Consider the following 18,432-nt stretch of genomic DNA (forward strand, 5'->3'; position numbering starts at 1 on the left):
TCTTTGCACAGGCCGACGACCCATCGGTGTGTACCGCGCCGACACCGCGGACGCTGCAGCAACTATCCTTGTGCCAGCATGTCTACCTCATCCACCGCAGAACGTCGTCGCGCACTGTCGACCAGATTGGCCGACGTCTCGATTCGGGACGAACACCGGCTGCGTCGCAGACTCGACCGCGCCCGCACACCCGACGCCGTCGACACCGTCGAACGTGAGGTCGCGAAGGCGGAAGCGGTGGTCGCGAACCGGCGCGCGGCGCTGCCCCGTATCGAGTATCCCGAGTCACTGCCTGTCAGTCTCCGCAAGAACGACATCGCCGACGCCATCGCGAACAACCAGGTCGTGATAGTTGCCGGTGAAACGGGATCGGGCAAGACGACACAGATACCCAAGATCTGCTTGGAACTGGGACGCGGCATCAGAGGATCGATCGGGCACACGCAGCCTCGTCGTCTCGCAGCACGGACCGTCGCCGAACGCATCGCCGAGGAAGTCGGCGAATCGATCGGTGAGTCGGTGGGCTACAAGGTCCGGTTCACCGATCAGTCGTCGGATTCGACGCTCGTGAAGCTCATGACGGACGGCATTCTGCTGGCCGAGATCCAACGTGACCGTCTTCTGCGGCAGTACGACACGCTCATCATCGACGAGGCACACGAACGCAGCCTCAACATCGACTTCATCCTCGGCTATCTGGCTCAGCTCCTCCCCCGCCGCCCGGATCTGAAGGTGATCATCACCTCCGCCACCATCGACCCGGAACGGTTCGCCCAGCACTTCGCACGGGACGGCGTTGCGGCGCCCATCGTCGAAGTGTCCGGCCGCACGTTCCCCGTGGAGATGCGGTACCGTCCGCTGTCCATCGATGTCGACGACAGCACCGTGGATCTCGATCCCGTCGACGCCACGTGCGACGCCGTCGCCGAGCTGATCGGCGAGGGCGACGGCGACATCCTGGTGTTCCTCTCCGGCGAGCGCGAGATTCGTGACACCGCGGATGCGCTGCGCGAGAGACAGTTCCGCGGAACCGAGATAGTGCCACTGTATGCGCGCCTGTCGGCGGCCGAGCAGCATCGAGTGTTCACCCAGCACACGGGCCGACGAGTCGTGTTGTCCACCAACGTCGCGGAGACGTCGTTGACGGTTCCGGGCATCCGGTACGTGGTGGACCCTGGAACAGCACGCATCTCCCGCTATTCACTACGGACCAAAGTCCAACGGCTGCCGATCGAGCCCATCTCCCAGGCGTCCGCCAGGCAGCGGGCAGGCCGGTGTGGACGCGTCGCCGACGGAATCTGCATCCGGCTCTATTCGGAGGACGACTTCGAGTCCCGTCCCCAGTTCACCGAGCCGGAGATCCTGCGGACCAACCTGGCGTCGGTCATCCTGCAGATGACGTCCCTCGGTCTGGGGAAGATCCAGGAGTTCCCGTTCGTCGAAGCGCCCGACCCCCGCAGCATTCGCGACGGAATCGGCCTGCTCGAGGAGCTCGGTGCGCTGAAACCGTCCAGCGGAACCGGCGAATCGGAGCTCACGCCCATCGGGCGCGAGCTCGCGGCTCTGCCCGTGGATCCTCGAATGGGTCGGATGTTGGTGGAAGCCAACAACACCGGGGCACTCGCCGATGCTCTCGTCGTCGTGTCGGCATTGTCCATCCAGGACGTACGGGAGCGTCCCACCGAACACCAGCAGGCCGCCGACGAACAGCATGCGCGCTTCGCCGTCCCCAATTCGGACTTCCTGGCGTACGTCGAGTTGTGGAAGTACCTTCGGGACCGGCGAACCGATCTGTCCTCCAACCAGTTCCGCAGAATGTGCCGCGCCGAGTTCCTGCACTACCTGCGCATCAGGGAATGGCAGGACCTGCACGGTCAACTGCGGCAGATCACCCGAGGGATGGGGTGGAGCATCCCCGATTCGCCGTCGACCCCGACAGCTCTGCACCAGTCTCTTCTCTCGGGTCTGCTGTCGCACATCGGCCTTCGCGAGGGTGACAAACGAGAATTCCTCGGTGCGCGCGGCACTCACTTCGCGGTGTTCCCCGGCAGTGGACTGTTCAAGAACCCTCCGCGCTGGGTGATGGCGGCCGAACTCGTGGAGACCGGACGGTTGTGGGGCCGAATGGCAGCGCGAATCGAACCGGAGTGGGCCGAGAGGCTCGCACCGCATCTGGTCAAGCGCACGTACTCGGAACCGCACTGGTCCACCAAACGCCAATCCGCAATGGCCTACGAGCGCGTCACCCTCTACGGCATCCCACTGGTCGCGGGCAGGCCCGTCAACTATCACACCGTCGACCCGGAGGCGTCACGCGAGCTGTTCATCCGGCACGCACTCGTACAAGGTGAGTGGAAGACTCAGCACCCGTTCTTCCACAGGAACCGTGAGTTGCTGGACGACGCAGGCGAGTTGGAGAACAAGGCCCGCCGCCGCGACATCGTCGTCGACGACGATGCACTGTTCGACTTCTACGACGCACGGATCGGCGCGGAGGCCGTGTCCGCTCGTCACTTCGACACCTGGTGGAAGAAAACTCGCCGGAGTACACCCGATCTTCTCGACTTCACCACCGAGACGGTGGTGAATGCTGACGCGGCGTCGGTTCTCGGCGGTGATTACCCCGATGCGTGGCGACAGGGAGAGATCCTCTTCCCCCTCACCTATCAGTTCGAACCGGGGTCCGAAGCCGACGGTGTCACGGCCAGGATCCCGATCGCACTTCTCGCACAGGTCCAGCCGGTTGGGTTCGACTGGCTCGTGCCCGGTATGCGCGCAGAACTGGTCACGGCCTTGATCAAACTTCTCCCCAAGGCCCAACGGCGCACCGTCGTTCCTGCACCCGACTTCGCCTCTGCCGCTCTGGCGTCGATGAAACCGCGCTCGGAGCCGATCGTGACAGCACTGGCTCGTGAACTCTCGCGGCTGGGGTCCACACGCATCGACCCGGACGATGTCGATCTGGGTTCTCTGCCCGCACATCTGAGGATGACGTTCGTTGCGGTCGACACCGACGGCAAGACGCTCGGATCGAACAAGGACCTGGTTGCACTGCGAAAAGCACTGGCGCCCCGCGTCGATCGTGAAGTCGCGAGCGCGGTGGGTGCAGCCGAGCGACCGGCGACCCTGGCATGGACGTCGTCGACACTGGGAACCTTGGACGCAACGGTCTCCACATCGGTCGCGGGACAGACGGTGACCGGATATCCCGCCCTCATCCGGGAGGACGGCGGCGTGGCCGTCCGTGTTCTCAGCACCCCAGCTGCTCAGCGCGCCGCGATGCGGGAAGGGACGCGCGCACTTCTTCTGGAGTCGGCACCACGAGGCACGAAGGCGTTGCTTGCCGGCATCCCGACGCGTGAACGACTGGCCCTCGGCCAGAACCCCTACGGCAGCATCGAAAGCCTGCTCGACGACTGCAGGAAAACTGCTGTCGACGAGTCGATGACCGCGCACGGAGGTCCTGTCCGGTCTCCCGAGAAGTTCGCGGCTCTCGCCGCCGCGGTCGGTGCCGACACCGCTCGACGAACCAGCGAGATACTCGGACTGGTCCGGCCGATTCTCACCGCAGCACTGGAACTGCGTTCCGTACTGGATCCTCTACAGGGCGACGCGGCCGACGATGTACGAGAACAGCTGTCCTCACTGGTGTTCGACGGTTTCGTGTTCGAGTTCGGATCGACGCGCCTCGTCCATATCCCGCGCTATCTCGACGCCGCGACGGCACGCCTGAAATCTCTGCCGAGCAGTGCCGGACGTGACGATGCAGGGATGGACGTCCTCGACCGCGTGTACGAGGCATACGACAGGATGCTCCGCTCGCTACCGGAGACCAAACACCACACTTCAGCGGTGCAGGATGTGTTCTGGATGATCGAAGAACTGCGAGTCGGCCTGTTCGCGCAGAGCATCCGCACGGCCTATCCGGTGTCGGAGAAGCGTCTCGTGCGGGCCATGGAGGTCGCGGCACGATCGTGACCCGGCGAGCGTCAGTCGACCGCCGCAGCCTGCCGGTGCGCACGAAGATCGAGGATTTCCTTTTCGAAATCCTCGGCTGAGCTGAACGAGCGGTACACCGACGCAAACCTCAGGTACGCGACCTCGTCGAGGTCACGCAGGGGGCCGAGAATGGCCAGACCGACCTCGTGGCTGGGGATCTCGGCCGATCCCGACGCTCGAACCGCGTCCTCGACCTGCTGCGACAGAAGATTCAACGCATCGTTGTCGACATCGCGGCCCTGGCATGCGCGTCGCACACCCTTGACTACCTTTTCCCGAGAGAAGGGCTCCGTCACCCCACTGCGCTTCACCACCGCCAGCACCGCCGTCTCCACCGTGGTGAACCGACGTCCACATTCCGGGCACGAACGACGACGACGAATAGCCTGGCCCTCGTCTGCTTCCCGCGAATCCACCACGCGCGAGTCGGGGTGCCTGCAGAACGGGCAATGCATGGTTGAGCCTCCGTCGTAGCCGTCACGCACCCCCGAACGGCACACAGGAGGCGCAGGCTTCGAGGATACTCGGAGCGGAACCGAACCGGCTCCGTCCCCTGACAGACGAGGCAGACACAACACAGCGCTACGGACCTACTGTGCTGCTGACGACCGTGCCGTTCGAGACCGTGTCGCCCGATACCGTGTCGCCCAATACCGTGTCGCTCTGGACCTGGACCGTGGCAACAGAAGGCGCAGAAACCGATTCGAGCGACGATGCGCGCAGGTTCGCCATTCCGACGAGCGCCAACAGCACCAGTGCGGTCCCCACCACTCCCGCCACCGCGCCGAGCACGGTGATGCGCTGGCTACGATGCGCCTGGTCCGCGCACCCCTCGGCCCGCCGGTCGTGCTGGCCGCCGCGCACCGCGGACGCGCCGACACGACGCCGACGTTGCATCGCCGCACGACGCTGCGACGCAGTCTGACGGGTACTGACAGCACGGCGAGTCTGCTGGTGCTGCTCCGTACGGACGGGCCGCTCGGTGGTGATGCTCATCGGAACCTCCGGTGTCGAACGAGACGTGGATTCGAACGCTATTCGATCAGGCGTTCGATGAACGCTTGTTCGAAAGTTCTATCACGCACCTCCGACAAAGTCAGTAGAAAACGCGACACGGATCGAACAGATGTTTGATCCAACAGCGATTACGGGCTAAGTTCGTGTCAGAAACCACACGTCACATCCATCCCACGCGTTCTGGTCTTCGAGCACGTTCGAGTTCCGGCACACGCACGCATCACGCAGGAGGACGCACGAATGAAAGACGAGACCTCTACTGGGTCGAATGGCACGGGGTCGAATGGCACGGGGTCGAATGGCACGGGGTCGAATGGCACGGGGTCGAACGGTAAGACTGCTGGGAAGCCCGCTGCGCCGAAAACCGCGGCGACGAAAAGTGCGGCCGGCAAGGCTGCGGCGGGCAAGCCTGCTGCCGTGCCGACGGCGAAGGCGTTCGAGGGCGAGGGAACGGATATCAACGCCGGACTCACCGAGCGTCAGCGCAAAGTGCTCGAGGTGATCCGGGCGTCGGTCACCGAGCGGGGATATCCACCGAGCATCCGCGAGATCGGCGATGCCGTCGGGCTCACGTCCACATCGTCCGTGGCACACCAGCTGCGCACGCTCGAGCGCAAGGGCTTCCTCCGCCGAGACGCCAATCGTCCTCGGGCCGTCGATGTGCGGGGGCTCGACGAGGTGCAAGCGGATCACGCGGCTGCAGTCGCCGACGGTTCTGCTCCGTCCGAGGACCAGCTGCCCACGCCGACTTTCGTGCCCGTTCTCGGACGAATCGCCGCGGGTGGACCCATCCTCGCCGAGGAAGCCGTCGAAGACGTGTTCCCGCTCCCCCGCGAACTGGTGGGCCAGGGGTCCCTGTTCCTGCTGAAAGTCGTCGGCGAATCCATGATCGATGCCGCGATCTGCGACGGAGACTGGGTTGTCGTGCGTCAGCAGAGCGTCGCGGACAACGGCGACATCGTCGCGGCCATGATCGAGGGCGAAGCAACCGTCAAGACGTTCAAACGAACCAAGGGTGATGTCTGGTTGATGCCGCACAACCCCTTGTTCGAGCCCATCCCCGGCAACGACGCAGCGATCCTGGGCAAGGTCGTCACCGTGATGCGCAAGCTCTGAACAGCGCTCGTTCCACCACCCCCGTACCGACACGGAGCGAACGTAGCGTTCGGTCACTTCAAGTGACCGAACGTCACGTTCGCTCCGTTCAGGGGGTGCGGCGGCGCGCGCTCGGGGTTACGACGGGGTCAGAGGTCCAGTCCTCGGCCGATGATCTCCTTCATGATTTCCGTGGTGCCACCGTAGATGGTCTGCACACGAGAATCCATGTAGGCCTTGGCGATCGGGTATTCCTTCATGTATCCGTAGCCGCCGTGCAGCTGTAGGCATCTGTCGATCAGCTTGACCTGGTTCTCGGTTGTCCACCATTTCGCCATGGCGGCTTCCTGCACGGTGAGCGTGCCGGCGTTGAGGAGTTCGATGAACTTGTCGACCATGATGCGTGTCGCGGTCGTTTCCGTGGCCAGTTCGGCGAGCACGAAGCGGGTGTTCTGGAATTTGCCGATGGACTTGCCGAACGCTTTGCGGTCCCGGCAGTACTGGATGGTCATGTCCAGCGCGGATTCCATGGCTGCGGCTGCGACGACGGCGATCGACAGGCGCTCCTGCGGCAGGTTCTGCATCAGGTAGATGAAGCCCATGCCTTCTTCGCCGAGGAGGTTGGCTGCGGGGACTCGAACGTCGGTGAAGCTGAGCTCGGCGGTGTCCTGGGCTTTCATGCCGATCTTGTCGAGGTTGCGTCCGCGTTCGAAGCCTGGCATGTCGCGTTCGACGACCAGCAGGCTGAAGCCCTGCGCACCCTTCTCCGGGTCGGTACACGCGACGACGATGACGAGGTCGGCGTTGATGCCGTTGGTGATGAAGGTCTTGGATCCGTTCAGGACCCACTCGTCCCCGTCGCGAACTGCGCGGGTCTTGATTCCCTGCAGATCACTGCCGGTACCGGGCTCGGTCATGGCGATCGCGGTGATGAGTTCGCCTGAGCAGAATCCGGGGAGCCAGCGCTGTTTCTGCTCGTCGTTGGTGAGCTCGATCAAGTAGGGCGCGACGACGTCGTTGTGCAGGGTGAACCCGATTCCGCTGTATCCGCCGCGGGTGGTTTCCTCGGTGACGATGGCGTTGTACCGGAAGTCCTTGACCCCGCCGCCGCCGAACTCCTCGGGCGCTGCCGTTCCCAGGAAGCCTTGCTTGCCAGCTTCCACCCAGACGTCACGGTCGACGATGTTCTGCTCTTCCCAGCGCGCATGGTTGGGGGCGACGTGCTGGTCCAGGAACTTTCGGTACGACTCGCGGAAGAGGTCGTGCTCGGGTTCGAACAGGGTGCGGTCCACGGGTTACTCCTTCGAGGGTGACACTTGTCGTGCGTTCCCTCGACACTACGACCGCGCCCGACCTCGGTCGATGACCGAGCCGCGCAGGATCGGTGACCGAACTAGCGGGTAGCGAGCCGGCTGAGTGCGCGCAGAGCCGGATAGCCGACGAGGATGCCCACCGAGCCCCATGCGATGCCGCCGAGGTCGACCGATCCGATGGTCAAGGTCAAATCGCCGATTCCCGCGACCAGTGCGGCCGCGACGACGGTGAGGTTGACCGGGTCGGTGAAGTCGACCTTGTTGTCGGACCAGATCCGGACTCCCAGTAGGCCGATGAGTCCGTAGAGGACGAGCGTGGCGCCGCCGATGACGCCGTCGGGAACCGTGAACACGAGTGCGCCGAACTTCGGGGAGAACGCGAGCACGATTGCCGTGACGGCTGCGACCCAGTACGCGGCTGTGGAGTACACGCGGGTGGCGGCCATGACCCCGATGTTCTCGGCGTAGGTGGTCGTTCCAGAACCTCCCGCGGCGCCCGCGAGCGTCGTGGCCAGCCCGTCGGCGATGAGTGCGTCTCCTGCGAGGTCGTCGAGCGACTTCCCCGTCATCGCGGACACTGCTTTGACGTGGCCTACGTTCTCGGCGACGAGAACGATGACCACGGGCAGGGCGATCAGAACGACGGACAGCTCGAACGTGGGTCCACGGAACTCGGGCATTCCGATCCACGAGGCGGCCTTCATGGCGTCGAGTTTCGCTGCGTCGATCTGTCCGACCACCGCCGCGAACACCCAGCCGATGACGACTCCGACGAGAATGCCCAGGCGGCCGAGGAGTCCTGGACCGGCCACGGTCACCACGAGAATGGCGATCAGGGTGACTGCCGCGACAAGTGGTTGCGCCTCGAAGGACGATGTCGCCGCGGGGGCGAGGTTCAGGCCGATGAGCACCACCACGGCACCCGTCACGACGGGCGGCATGACTGCTTCGATCACTCGCCCGCCTGCGAATTTCACGACGAATCCGACTGCGGCCAAAACGATTCCGACGGACATGACGGCGCCGAGCTGAGCTGCCGGACCATCCGCCTGCGCTGCGCTGAGCGGTGCGATGAACGCGAACGACGAACCGAGGTAGCTGGGGATCCGGCCCCGCGTGATGATCAGGAACAAGGCGGTGCCGATTCCGGAGAACAGCAGCGTCGTCGTGACCGGGAACCCGGTCACCGTCGGCACCAGCAGTGTCGCGCCGAACATCGCGATCACGTGCTGCATGCCGATACCCACCGTGCGAGGCCATGACAGCCGCTCGTCGGGCGCCACGACTGCGCCCGCGGAGGGCGTCTTTCCGTCGCCGTGCAGGGTCCATCCGAAGTTTCGACTCACAAGCAGTGAATCCTAGAGGGCATTCACGCCAGAAGCGCGGTGACCGCCGCACGAGCCGCGGCCGAGCTGTCCGTTTTCAGGGCGGCGTCGGCAGCGGCACGGCACTGGTCGAGCGTGACGGAGGACAATTTCGCCCCGACGTGCGCCACGGCGGCGGACGCCGCGGACAGCGAGGTGACCCCCAGACCCACCAACACACACGCCAGCAGTGGGTCTGCCGCGGCCTCACCGCACACCCCGACGGGCTTGCCCGCTGCGGCACCCGCCTTCGCCGTGTGGGCGACGAGCGCGATGACCGCCGGCTGCCACGGATCGGTGAGGTCGGCCAGCTGCGGCGACATCCGGTCCGCAGCCATCGTGTACTGCGCGAGGTCGTTGGTACCGATCGACAGGAAGTCGACGTGTTCGAGAATGTGCTCGGCCATCAACGCCGCGGCGGGAATCTCGATCATCACACCGGGCTTCAACCCGCGTGCCCGCACGTCGTCGGCGAACGCTGCCGCTTCGGCCGCGGTCGCGATCATCGGGGCCATGACCCACGGCGTCGACCCCGTCGCTGTCGCGGCGGCGGCGATTCCGTCGAGCTGGCGAAGCAGAATTCCCCTGTCCTGCGCGGCGATTCGAATACCGCGGATTCCGAGGGCAGGGTTGGCCTCGTCGGCGTGGTTCGCGAACCGCAACGGCTTGTCCGAGCCCGCATCGAGGGTTCTGACGACCACCTTGTGGCCGGCGAAGGCGTCGAGCACCTCACCGTAGATCTCCGCCTGCTCCTCGGCCGTCGGCTCCACGTCGCGGTCGAGGAAGCAGAGTTCGGTGCGGAACAGTCCGATGCCTTCGGCCGCGGTCCGGCGAGCCGCGCGGGCACCGGCACCGTCCTGGACGTTGGCGAGGATGTCCACGAGGTGTCCGTCCGATGTCGAACCCGGTCCGGCCCACCGCGACACACGATCCAGTTCTGCCCGCGCGTCGGCGACGGCCTGTGTCGCCAGCGCCGCGTCCGGGTCGAGCACGATCCTGCCGGCTATGCCGTCGACCACCACGGGCGTGCCCTCGGCCACGTCGTCGAGACCGGACACGGCTACGACACACGGGATTCCGAGCTGGCGGGCGATGATCGCGGTATGACTGGTCGGTCCGCCGAGTGACGTCGCGAGCCCGACGACGAAGTCGGGGTCGAGCCCGGCGGTGTCGGCCGGCGCCAAGTCGTCGGCGAGAAGGATGGACGGAACCGTCGGGGCCGGCACGCCCGGTTCCGGCGATCCGAGTATCTGCGCGACGACCCGATCACGGACGTCACGCAGGTCGGTGACGCGCTCGGCCATCAGGCCGCCGAGCTTGGTGAACATCGATACGAATTGTTCGGTCGCGGCATTGGTCGCCGACGTCGCGGACGATCCCGCAGCGATGTGCTTCTCGGCAGCTTTCAGCCAGCCGCGGTCCTGAGCCATGGCCGCGTTGGCCGAGAGCACCTCCGATGCCGCTCCGGTGGCCAACTCTGCCCGGCCCCGAAGCCGACCGGCCACCACGGACGTCGCCTCACGGAACTTCTCGAGTTCGGGCCCGCGCGCCTGCTCGTCCAGCACCGTGTCGTCGACGGGCACGTCCGGCCGGCCGCCGGGCCTGATCACCGGGCCGTAGCCGACTCCGGGTACGACGGGCGTGCCGGTCAGAACCGCCGAACCGGCCAGTGCTGCTCCGGTCTCCCGGTTCTCGGCGAGGTGCGATCCCGTCATGTGTCCTCCTTGAACGAAAAGTGCGCGCGGCGAAGTGGGCGTGTGTCCGTATCCGCTGTTATCGACTTGTTGTGACTCAGATTACTCTTTGCTCTTGACATGTCAACAGATACGGGCGTAAAACAACATAAACCAACACGTAATCGGATCAGAGCCCAGCCCGTACGCACGACGGAGAGGAGGAACGGATGTACGCAGAGGAACGTCAACAATCGATTGCAGAGCTGATCACCAGTCGTGGACGTGTCTCGGTGGCCGATCTGTCCACCTCGTTCGGGGTCACCACGGAGACCGTTCGCCGGGACCTGGCGATGCTGGATCGCCTCGGTGTCGTTCGGCGCGTTCACGGCGGTGCGGTGCCCGCGTCGGCTCTGACGGTCACCGAACCCGGCGTCGGTGAACGTGAATACACGCGAGCCGAACAGAAGGATGCGATCGCTGCCGCCGCGGTCGAGTACCTCCCGGGTTCGGGAGGCAGCGTCGTAATGGACGCCGGAACCACAACGGGCCGATTGGCCGCGTTGATCGGCCCCGACCGTGAGCTCACCCTGGTCACCAACTCCGTTCCGATCGCAGCGAGAGTTGCACCCCTGTCCGGAATCAGCCTTCGTATGCTGGGGGGCCGAGTTCGAGGTGCGACACAGGCGGCCGTCGGCGAGGAAGCACTGACATCGCTGGAGTGGCTGCGGGTGGACGTGGCGTTCATCGGAACGAACGCACTCAGTCTCGGGCACGGCCTGTCGACCCCGGACAGCGACGAGGCCGCCGTGAAACGTGCGATGGTGCGCTCTGCCAATCATGTGGTCGTCCTTGCCGATTCGTCCAAGATCGGCCGCGAGCATCTGGTCAGCTTCGCCCGGCTCGAGAACATCGACGTCGTGGTGACGGACGCCCAGATCGAGGTATCCGATCGTAAGAGTTTGACCGACAACGGAATCGAGGTGGTGATCGCATGATCGTCACACTGACCGCCAACCCCAGTATCGACCGCACGGTGGTGTTGGATACCGAGCTCGCGCGCGGTGGCGTACATCGAGCGCGCGCGTCGGTGAGCGATCCGGGAGGCAAAGGCGTCAACGTGGCCAGGGTGCTCACCGCTTCCGGCGTGCAGGCCATGGCGGTGCTTCCCGCATCCGAGCACGACCCGTTGCTCGAGGCTCTGTCCGCCCGGGGCGTCCGCTATTGCGCCGTCCCGACGGGCGCGCTCGCTCGGACCAACATCACCGTCAGCGAGCCCGGTGGCGTCACGACCAAGATCAACGAGCCGGGCGCCGAGTTGTCCGAGGCCGCCAGGACAGAACTGTTCGAGACGGTCGTCGACCTGGGACGAGATGCAACCTGGGTGGCACTGTCGGGATCGCTTCCCCCGGGCATACCTGTCGGCTGGTACGGGGAACTCGTAGCAGCACTGAAGTCCACGACGGCGTGCAAGGTTGCCGTGGACACCTCGGATGCACCGCTTCTCGCGCTCGCTGCGTCGTTCCCCCATTCCGCGCCGGACCTGATCAAGCCCAACTCCGAGGAGCTCTCGCAGCTCACCGGAGCGGATGCCGAGAACCTCGAGCGTGCGGCAGCCGCGGGGGATCCGACCGCGGCGATCGACGCGAGTCGAATCCTGTTGGAGCGCGGCGTCGGTGCGGTGCTCGCCACCTTGGGCAGCGCGGGAGCGGTCCTGGTGACCCAGGAGGGCGCGTGGTTCGCCTCGCCCCCCAAGATCGACGCGATCAGCACCGTCGGCGCGGGAGATTCGTCCCTCGCCGGCTACATCCTCGCCGATATAGAGCGATGCCCACCCGCCGACCTGATCCGTCGAGCAGTGGCGTACGGCACCGCGGCGACGGCTCTACCCGGCACCACCCTTCCCACCCCCGAACAGACTCGTCCCGACTCGGTGACCGTCCAAGCAGTGCAGTCACCGAACTCACTCGACCCACAGCCCTCCCCCAGCTCGAAGACCCTCACCTCGTAGGAGCGACGTCATGTCCACACCAACCAACGATCCCGCGATCATCGCGGAGGACCTCATAGTCCTCGACGCGGACCTCGGTGAATCGAAAGACGCTGTCATCGCTCGGCTTTCGAACGTGCTCGCCGACGCCGGGCGCGCCACCGACGCCGAACCGCTGCGTGACGCCGCTCTGGCCCGCGAAGCGCAGTCGGCGACGGGCCTGCCGGGCGGCATCGCCATCCCCCACTGTCGCGCCGAGGCCGTGACGACGGCGTCGCTCGGATTCGCCCGTCTGAACCCGAAGGTCGATTTCGGTGCGCCCGACGGCCCGGCCGATCTGGTCTTCCTCATCGCGGCGCCGGCCGGTGCGGGTTCGGCGCACATGAAGCTGCTCTCCAGCCTGGCCAGGGCGCTGGTCAAGCCGGAGTTCGTGACGTCTCTGCGCGAGGCTCCGACGGCCGCGGACGTCGTCGCTCTCGTCGACGGTGTCATCAACCCCGCGCCCAAGGCCGCCGCTGCCCCTGCTGCCGGGGCCACGGTGAGTACTGCCAAGCACTCCGCTCCCGAGGTTCCCGACGCCGCCGCCGCGGATACGCCCAAGCACATCGTCGCTGTCACGGCGTGCCCGACGGGTATCGCCCACACGTACATGGCCGCGGATTCGCTTGTCGCTGCCGGTGATCGTGCCGGTGTGACGGTGCACGTGGAAACTCAGGGCTCGAGCGGAAGCACGCCGCTCGACCCGGCGCTGATCGCGAGCGCGGAAGCGGTCATCTTCGCCACGGATGTCGGGGTCAAGGGTAAGGAGCGCTTCGCCGGCAAGCCGGTGATCTCGTCCGGAGTCAAACGCGCCATCAACGAGCCCGACGTGATGGTCACGGAAGCTCTGCGCGCATCGAACGATCCGAACGCGGCCCGTGTCTCCGGCACGGCAGCCGATCCGGGCACCGCGTCCTCCGGCGCAGGCGAACTCGGATGGGGCACACGCATTCGGCAGATCCTGCTGACCGGTGTCAGTTACATGATTCCGTTCGTTGCGGCGGGCGGTCTGCTCATCGCACTCGGCTTCCTGCTCGGTGGGTACACCATCTCCGAGAGCGCCGAGGACATCGTCGTCAACAACTCGCTCACCGCGTTGCCCGACGGTGGTCTGAAGATCTACCTCGGAGCTGTTCTCTTCCAGATCGGCGCGCTGTCCTTCAGCTTCCTGGTTCCCGCATTGGCCGGTTACATCTCGTACGCCATTGCCGACAGGCCCGGTCTTGCACCAGGGTTCACGGCTGGCGCCGTGGCCGTCCTGGTGGGCGCAGGCTTCATCGGTGGCCTCGTCGGTGGTCTGATCGCCGGTTTCGTCGCGCTGTGGATCAGCAGGTGGAAAATCCCGGCTCTGCTTCGTGGCTTGATGCCGGTCGTCATCATTCCGCTGTTCGCGACGCTGATCGTCGGCGGCATCATGTTCCTCGTGCTCGGCAAGCCGCTCGCCGCCATCACCAGCGGACTGACCAACTGGCTCAACGGCCTGTCGGGTAGCTCCATCATCATCCTCGGCATCATCCTCGGACTGATGATGTGCTTCGACCTCGGTGGCCCGGTCAACAAGGCCGCGTACGCATTCGCCACTGCAGGCCTGTCGGTCACCGACACCGCATCGCTGCGCATCATGGCTGCCGTGATGGCCGCCGGCATGGTGCCGCCGCTCGCTCTGGCTCTCGCGTCGGCCGTACGCCCGAAGATCTTCACCGAAGCCGAACGCGAGAACGGCAAGGCCGCCTGGTTCCTCGGTGCAGCGTTCATCTCCGAAGGTGCGATTCCGTTCGCGGCCGCCGACCCACTTCGCGTGATTCCGTCGATGATGGCGGGCGGCGCAGTGACCGGTGCGCTCATCATGGCGATGGACGTCACGCTCAGCGCTCCGCACGGCGGCATCTTCGTGTTCTTCGCCGTCGGTGGCATCCTGTGGTTCCTGCTGGCCCTCGCAGTCGGCACGATCGTCGCCGCCGTGCTCGTGATTGCGGCCAAGCAGTTCGCCAAGGGCAAGAACGCCCCCTCGGAAGCAGCCATCGACCCCGACCTCGTCACCGCTTGATCGTCACCCCCCCTGATCATCACCGCCTGACCACCCAACGAAGAAGGAGCACTTCATGCCCAGCACCACAGTCACCGTCGGATCCGCAATCGGTCTGCACGCGCGACCCGCAGCGATCATCGCCGAGGCCGTTGCCGACGCAGGCGTCGACGTCACTCTCGCCGTGGACGGCGAGGAACCGGTGGACGCCGGATCCGCGCTGATGATCATGACCCTCGGTGCAGCCAAGGGCACCGAGGTGACCGTCGAGAGCGAGGACCAGGCGGCTCTGGACAAGGTTGCGGCGCTCGTCGCGTCCGACCTCGACGCCTGACCCGTCAACGCCGTCGGGCTGCCCCGACGGTGTAGAAGATCGACACGATCGCCAGGACACCGGCGACGGCGAGCGCACCCAGCGGCCATCGGCCACCAGGCTGCTGAGGAGCTTCCGTCGCCGGTGTCGGCGTGTCGACGAGACTTGTTGCGCTGCTCAGCACCTCGATGGGGGGAACCGGCCCACCCGCGGCTTCGGAGGCGATCAACAGGTTGCCGTTCGAATCGAATGTGAGTGCCTCACCCTGGGGCTGGGCAGGAAGAGCTATGACTTCCGGCTCACCGGACAGAGCTCGAACGACATCGCCGTCGGGCACCGCGAACAGGTAGGCGTCGGTATAGGTGCGCACGGCAGCGACAGTCCCGTCCGCACTCACCGCTCCCCCGGTCGCGAGAATCGACCCGATGATGAACGGCGGACCCCCGGCCGTGTCGGTCCGCTCGAACGTCGATTCCCCGGCCTTCGTGAGAGCGGTGGGCCCCGGTGACGCCAGCTCGGCCACGGATTCGCCACCCGCGGGGACGTAGATTCCGCTCACCCCGGTCGGCTCCTTCGTGACGACGACCGGACGACCACCGGGCTCGATCAGCAGGGCCTCCGCGTCGTGCGGCCCGTCCGGGTAGATCAACCGGTGTAGCTCGCCTTGCCCGGTGACGGGATCCATCCGAGTCAACGCGACGGTGTCACGCCTGCTCTGATTGTCGCCTGTATCGGACAACCACAGGTCGCCGTCGTACGACGCCATGTCCTCCACGTCGTACGGGTCGACCGGAACGTCGAGCCACCGTGTCACGGCGCAACCGTCGTCCAGGACGGCCACCCGGTGATCGGTCCCACTGTCGCCGATCGCGTAGAGCACACCGTCGACGAACGCCATCCCCGACAGCTCCTCGAGAGCCGGGTCGGTCGGAGTGCAGTAGATGTCCGACGGTTCCTGCCGCACCTCCGGCCGAGCCTGGGCGGTCGGTGCGCCGGCACCGACGGTCAGCGCCGCCACTGCGACGGCTACCGCGAGAACACCCGGACGCAGGCCGATGTCAGACAGCAGCCGGTTCGTACGCGAACTCGGCCAGGACGGAGGCCAGTGCCGTCGGCACTCGCGCCTCGACCCGAGTGCCGTCGCTCTCGTGCGACGACTTGGAGATCCGTCCCTCGGTGTGAATGCGTGCGACGAGATCACCTCGCGTGTAGGGAACGAGGACGTCGATCTCGGCTTCGGGCCACGCCAGAATCTCACCGAGGTGACCACGCAGTTCGTCGATTCCCTCGCCGGTACGAGCCGACACGAACCGTGCTCCGGGCAGAAGCCCGCGAAGCTGGGTCAGCTGGACCGGATCTGCGGCATCGATCTTGTTCACGACGATCAGCTCCGGCGGCATCGTCGAGTCTCGTTCCTTGACGACGTCGACGATGACTTCCCGCACGGCTTTGATCTGGTCCGTGGGCAGCGGATCCGACCCGTCGACGACGTGCAGAAGCAGATCGGCGTCGGTGACTTCTTCCAGTGTCGAACGGAATGCTTCGACCAGCTGCGTCGGGAGATGCCTGACGAAGCCGACCGTGTCGGTGAGGACGATGGCTCGCCCGTCTTCCAACGTGGACTTTCGCGATGTCGGATCCAGGGTGGCGAACAGTGCGTTCTGAACCAGGACACCCGAGCCCGTCAGCGAGTTGAGCAGCGACGACTTGCCGGCATTGGTGTATCCGACGATCGCGATGTTGGGGGTGGTGCTCTTCAGCCTGCTCTCGCGTTTGGTGTCGCGGGCTTGTTTCATGCCCTTGATCTCCCTGCGGAGCTTCGCCATGCGCTCGCGAATCCGTCGGCGATCGGTTTCGATCTTGGTCTCACCGGGTCCGCGAAGGCCGACACCGCCGTTGCTGCCTGCGCGGCCGCCGGCCTGACGAGACATCGATTCACCCCAACCGCGCAGACGCGGAAGCATGTATTCCATCTGCGCGAACGCGACCTGCGCCTTGCCTTCACGCGATGTCGCGTGCTGGGCGAAGATGTCCAGGATCAGTGCGGTCCGGTCGATGACCTTGACCTTCACCACTTTCTCGAGCGCGTTGAGCTGCGCGGGTGTGAGCTCACCGTCGCAGATCACGGTGTCGGCACCGGTGGACAGCACGACATCCCTCAGTTCGTGGGCTTTGCCCGAGCCGATGTAGGTGGCGGTGTCCGGCTTGTCACGCCGCTGAACCAAGGCGTCCAGCACTTCGGATCCCGCTGTTTCCGCGAGTGCGGCGAGCTCGGCCATGCTGCTCTCCACCTGCGCTGCGGTTCCGGTCGTCCACACCCCGACCAGGACGACGCGTTCGAGCCGAAGCTGGCGGTACTCGACCTCGGTGACGTCCGCGAGTTCCGTGGACAACCCGGCGACGCGCCGGAGAGCGGTGCGCTCCTCGAGCTGCATGTCGCCCGTCGACGGTCTGCTGTCGGAGCTGCCGTCACCCTGATCCGACGTGGGAAGCGGGGAGCGCGCGATCCGCTTGGACCACGCTTCGCTCTCTTCGCGCGTCCAGGCCGACCCGTTCTGTGCATCGGCGTGGTCGTGATTCTGTGTGTCCGTTATTTCCGTCAATCCTTAGGTCCGGGAATCGAACGATTCCGGTTGTCACAACAACTTCTCTGTCCAACGTCATCCATGATCCACGAAATCCCCAGCGTGTGCACGCGAGTTTCCCGCCCGTGCCGAATCAACGGCTCATGCGATGCGCCGCCACCAGTCGTCGTCGACGTCGCCGCTCGCCAGCAGTACGGACGGGCCCCGAAGCGTCGCGCCGGAATCGTCGATCGACACGGTGACCTCGCCGCCGGGCACACCGACCACGACCTGGCCGGAGTCGAGCCCTTCGTAGGACAGCGCCGCGGCCGCGGCTGCGACCGTGCCGGTCCCGCACGATCGAGTCTCCCCCACACCACGTTCGAACACGCGCATGTCCACCCGGCCGAACTGCAGTCGGGTGAGAATCTCGACGTTCGCGCCTGCGGTGAAGAAATCACCGTCCAGTTCGGGTGCCGACGAGAAGTCCATCCCGCCGAGCGCGGTGACGTCCAGGTCGGGGTCCACGCACGCGAGGTGCGGGTTGCCGACGTCGATACCGATGCCCTCGAAGCGGCGGCCCCCCAGTACGGCAGCACTCGACCCCATCAGATGCACGTCGCCCATCTCGACGGTGACGTCGGCGGTGGTGTCGTCGAAGCGATGGACCGTGACCGGCCTGGCTCCCGCTCGTGAACCGACGACGAATCGATCCTCGGTCGCGAGCCCGGTGGCCCGCAGGTAGTGGGCGAACACCCGCACCCCGTTACCGCACATCTCGGCGATGCTGCCGTCACCGTTGCGGTAGTCCATGAACCAGTCCTCGGCGGACACACCCGCGGGCAGCCGGTCCAGCACTCCTGCGTCGCGCAACTGCCCGGCCCGTGCAACGCGCAGTACCCCGTCGGCACCGAGACCGCGACGACGGTCGCACAGAGCAGCGACCCGGGGCCGGAGTAGCTCGATCTGGACATCCGGGTCCTGCAGCACGACGAAGTCGTTCTGCGTTCCGTGACCTTTCGCGAAGTGCATGCCGGGA

General features: G+C 65.8%; 14 protein-coding genes. 6 read left to right on the top strand and 8 right to left on the bottom strand.

Annotated features, from left to right (window positions below; all coding sequences use genetic code 11):
* Window positions 1–78: 78 nt before the first annotated feature.
* Window positions 79–3,978, top strand: coding sequence for an ATP-dependent RNA helicase HrpA (gene hrpA, locus H292_RS0101480; protein ID WP_027498545.1), 3,900 nt, complete (start codon window positions 79–81; stop codon window positions 3,976–3,978).
* An 11-nt stretch (window positions 3,979–3,989) separates the two neighbouring features.
* Here the strand turns inward: hrpA and nrdR are convergent, their stop codons facing one another.
* Window positions 3,990–4,454 carry a transcriptional regulator NrdR gene (nrdR, locus tag H292_RS0101485; protein ID WP_026347603.1) on the bottom strand — a complete coding sequence of 155 codons (465 nt, stop codon included), beginning with the start codon at window positions 4,452–4,454 and terminating at the stop codon, window positions 3,990–3,992.
* 127 nt (window positions 4,455–4,581) lie between these two features.
* Window positions 4,582–4,995, bottom strand: coding sequence for a hypothetical protein (locus H292_RS0101490; RefSeq protein ID WP_020110201.1), 414 nt, complete (start codon window positions 4,993–4,995; stop codon window positions 4,582–4,584).
* Window positions 4,996–5,433: 438 nt separating this feature from the next.
* Here H292_RS0101490 and lexA point away from each other — a divergent pair, with 438 nt between their 5' ends.
* Window positions 5,434–6,132, top strand: coding sequence for a transcriptional repressor LexA (gene lexA / locus H292_RS0101495; RefSeq protein ID WP_019664089.1), 699 nt, complete (start codon window positions 5,434–5,436; stop codon window positions 6,130–6,132).
* A gap of 128 nt (window positions 6,133–6,260) precedes the next feature.
* Here the strand turns inward: lexA and H292_RS0101500 are convergent, their stop codons facing one another.
* From H292_RS0101500 to ptsP, 3 genes are all read right to left on the bottom strand, one after another.
* A complete protein-coding gene (locus H292_RS0101500) occupies window positions 6,261–7,403 on the bottom strand; it encodes an acyl-CoA dehydrogenase family protein (protein WP_019664090.1) in 1,143 nt (380 codons plus the stop codon).
* A 101-nt stretch (window positions 7,404–7,504) separates the two neighbouring features.
* Complete coding sequence (locus tag H292_RS0101505) at window positions 7,505–8,770, bottom strand: uracil-xanthine permease family protein (protein WP_020110202.1); 1,266 nt, start codon at window positions 8,768–8,770, stop codon at window positions 7,505–7,507.
* Between the two features lie 23 nt (window positions 8,771–8,793).
* A complete protein-coding gene (gene ptsP / locus H292_RS0101510) occupies window positions 8,794–10,503 on the bottom strand; it encodes a phosphoenolpyruvate--protein phosphotransferase (protein WP_020110203.1) in 1,710 nt (569 codons plus the stop codon).
* Between the two features lie 188 nt (window positions 10,504–10,691).
* On the opposite strand from ptsP, the gene H292_RS0101515 reads away from it, so the two are divergent.
* Genes H292_RS0101515 through H292_RS0101530 form a run of 4 tightly spaced genes read left to right on the top strand, consistent with a single transcriptional unit; the run spans window position 10,692 to window position 14,850 of the window.
* Complete coding sequence (locus H292_RS0101515) at window positions 10,692–11,459, top strand: DeoR/GlpR family DNA-binding transcription regulator (protein ID WP_020110204.1); 768 nt, start codon at window positions 10,692–10,694, stop codon at window positions 11,457–11,459.
* Window positions 11,456–12,472, top strand: a complete 1,017-nt coding sequence (locus H292_RS0101520; protein WP_019664094.1) for a 1-phosphofructokinase family hexose kinase — start codon at window positions 11,456–11,458, stop codon at window positions 12,470–12,472. Before H292_RS0101515 ends, H292_RS0101520 begins: the two co-directional genes overlap by 4 nt.
* A gap of 10 nt (window positions 12,473–12,482) precedes the next feature.
* A complete protein-coding gene (locus tag H292_RS0101525; protein WP_020110205.1) occupies window positions 12,483–14,537 on the top strand; it encodes a PTS fructose transporter subunit IIABC in 2,055 nt (684 codons plus the stop codon).
* 55 nt (window positions 14,538–14,592) lie between these two features.
* Window positions 14,593–14,850, top strand: coding sequence for an HPr family phosphocarrier protein (locus H292_RS0101530; RefSeq protein ID WP_019664096.1), 258 nt, complete (start codon window positions 14,593–14,595; stop codon window positions 14,848–14,850).
* A gap of 4 nt (window positions 14,851–14,854) precedes the next feature.
* Here the strand turns inward: H292_RS0101530 and H292_RS0101535 are convergent, their stop codons facing one another.
* The 3 genes from H292_RS0101535 to dapF all read right to left on the bottom strand — a co-directional run bounded on the left by H292_RS0101535 (window position 14,855) and on the right by dapF (window position 18,425).
* A complete protein-coding gene (locus H292_RS0101535; protein WP_020110206.1) occupies window positions 14,855–15,847 on the bottom strand; it encodes a hypothetical protein in 993 nt (330 codons plus the stop codon).
* A gap of 40 nt (window positions 15,848–15,887) precedes the next feature.
* Window positions 15,888–17,336, bottom strand: a complete 1,449-nt coding sequence (gene hflX / locus H292_RS0101540) for a GTPase HflX (RefSeq protein ID WP_027498548.1) — start codon at window positions 17,334–17,336, stop codon at window positions 15,888–15,890.
* Window positions 17,337–17,555: 219 nt separating this feature from the next.
* Window positions 17,556–18,425, bottom strand: coding sequence for a diaminopimelate epimerase (gene dapF, locus H292_RS0101545; RefSeq protein ID WP_020110208.1), 870 nt, complete (start codon window positions 18,423–18,425; stop codon window positions 17,556–17,558).
* Window positions 18,426–18,432 lie beyond the last annotated feature (7 nt).

The organism is Rhodococcus sp. 114MFTsu3.1 (assembly GCF_000383555.1).
In the GTDB taxonomy this organism is placed as follows: Bacteria; Actinomycetota; Actinomycetes; order Mycobacteriales; family Mycobacteriaceae; genus Rhodococcoides; species Rhodococcoides fascians_E.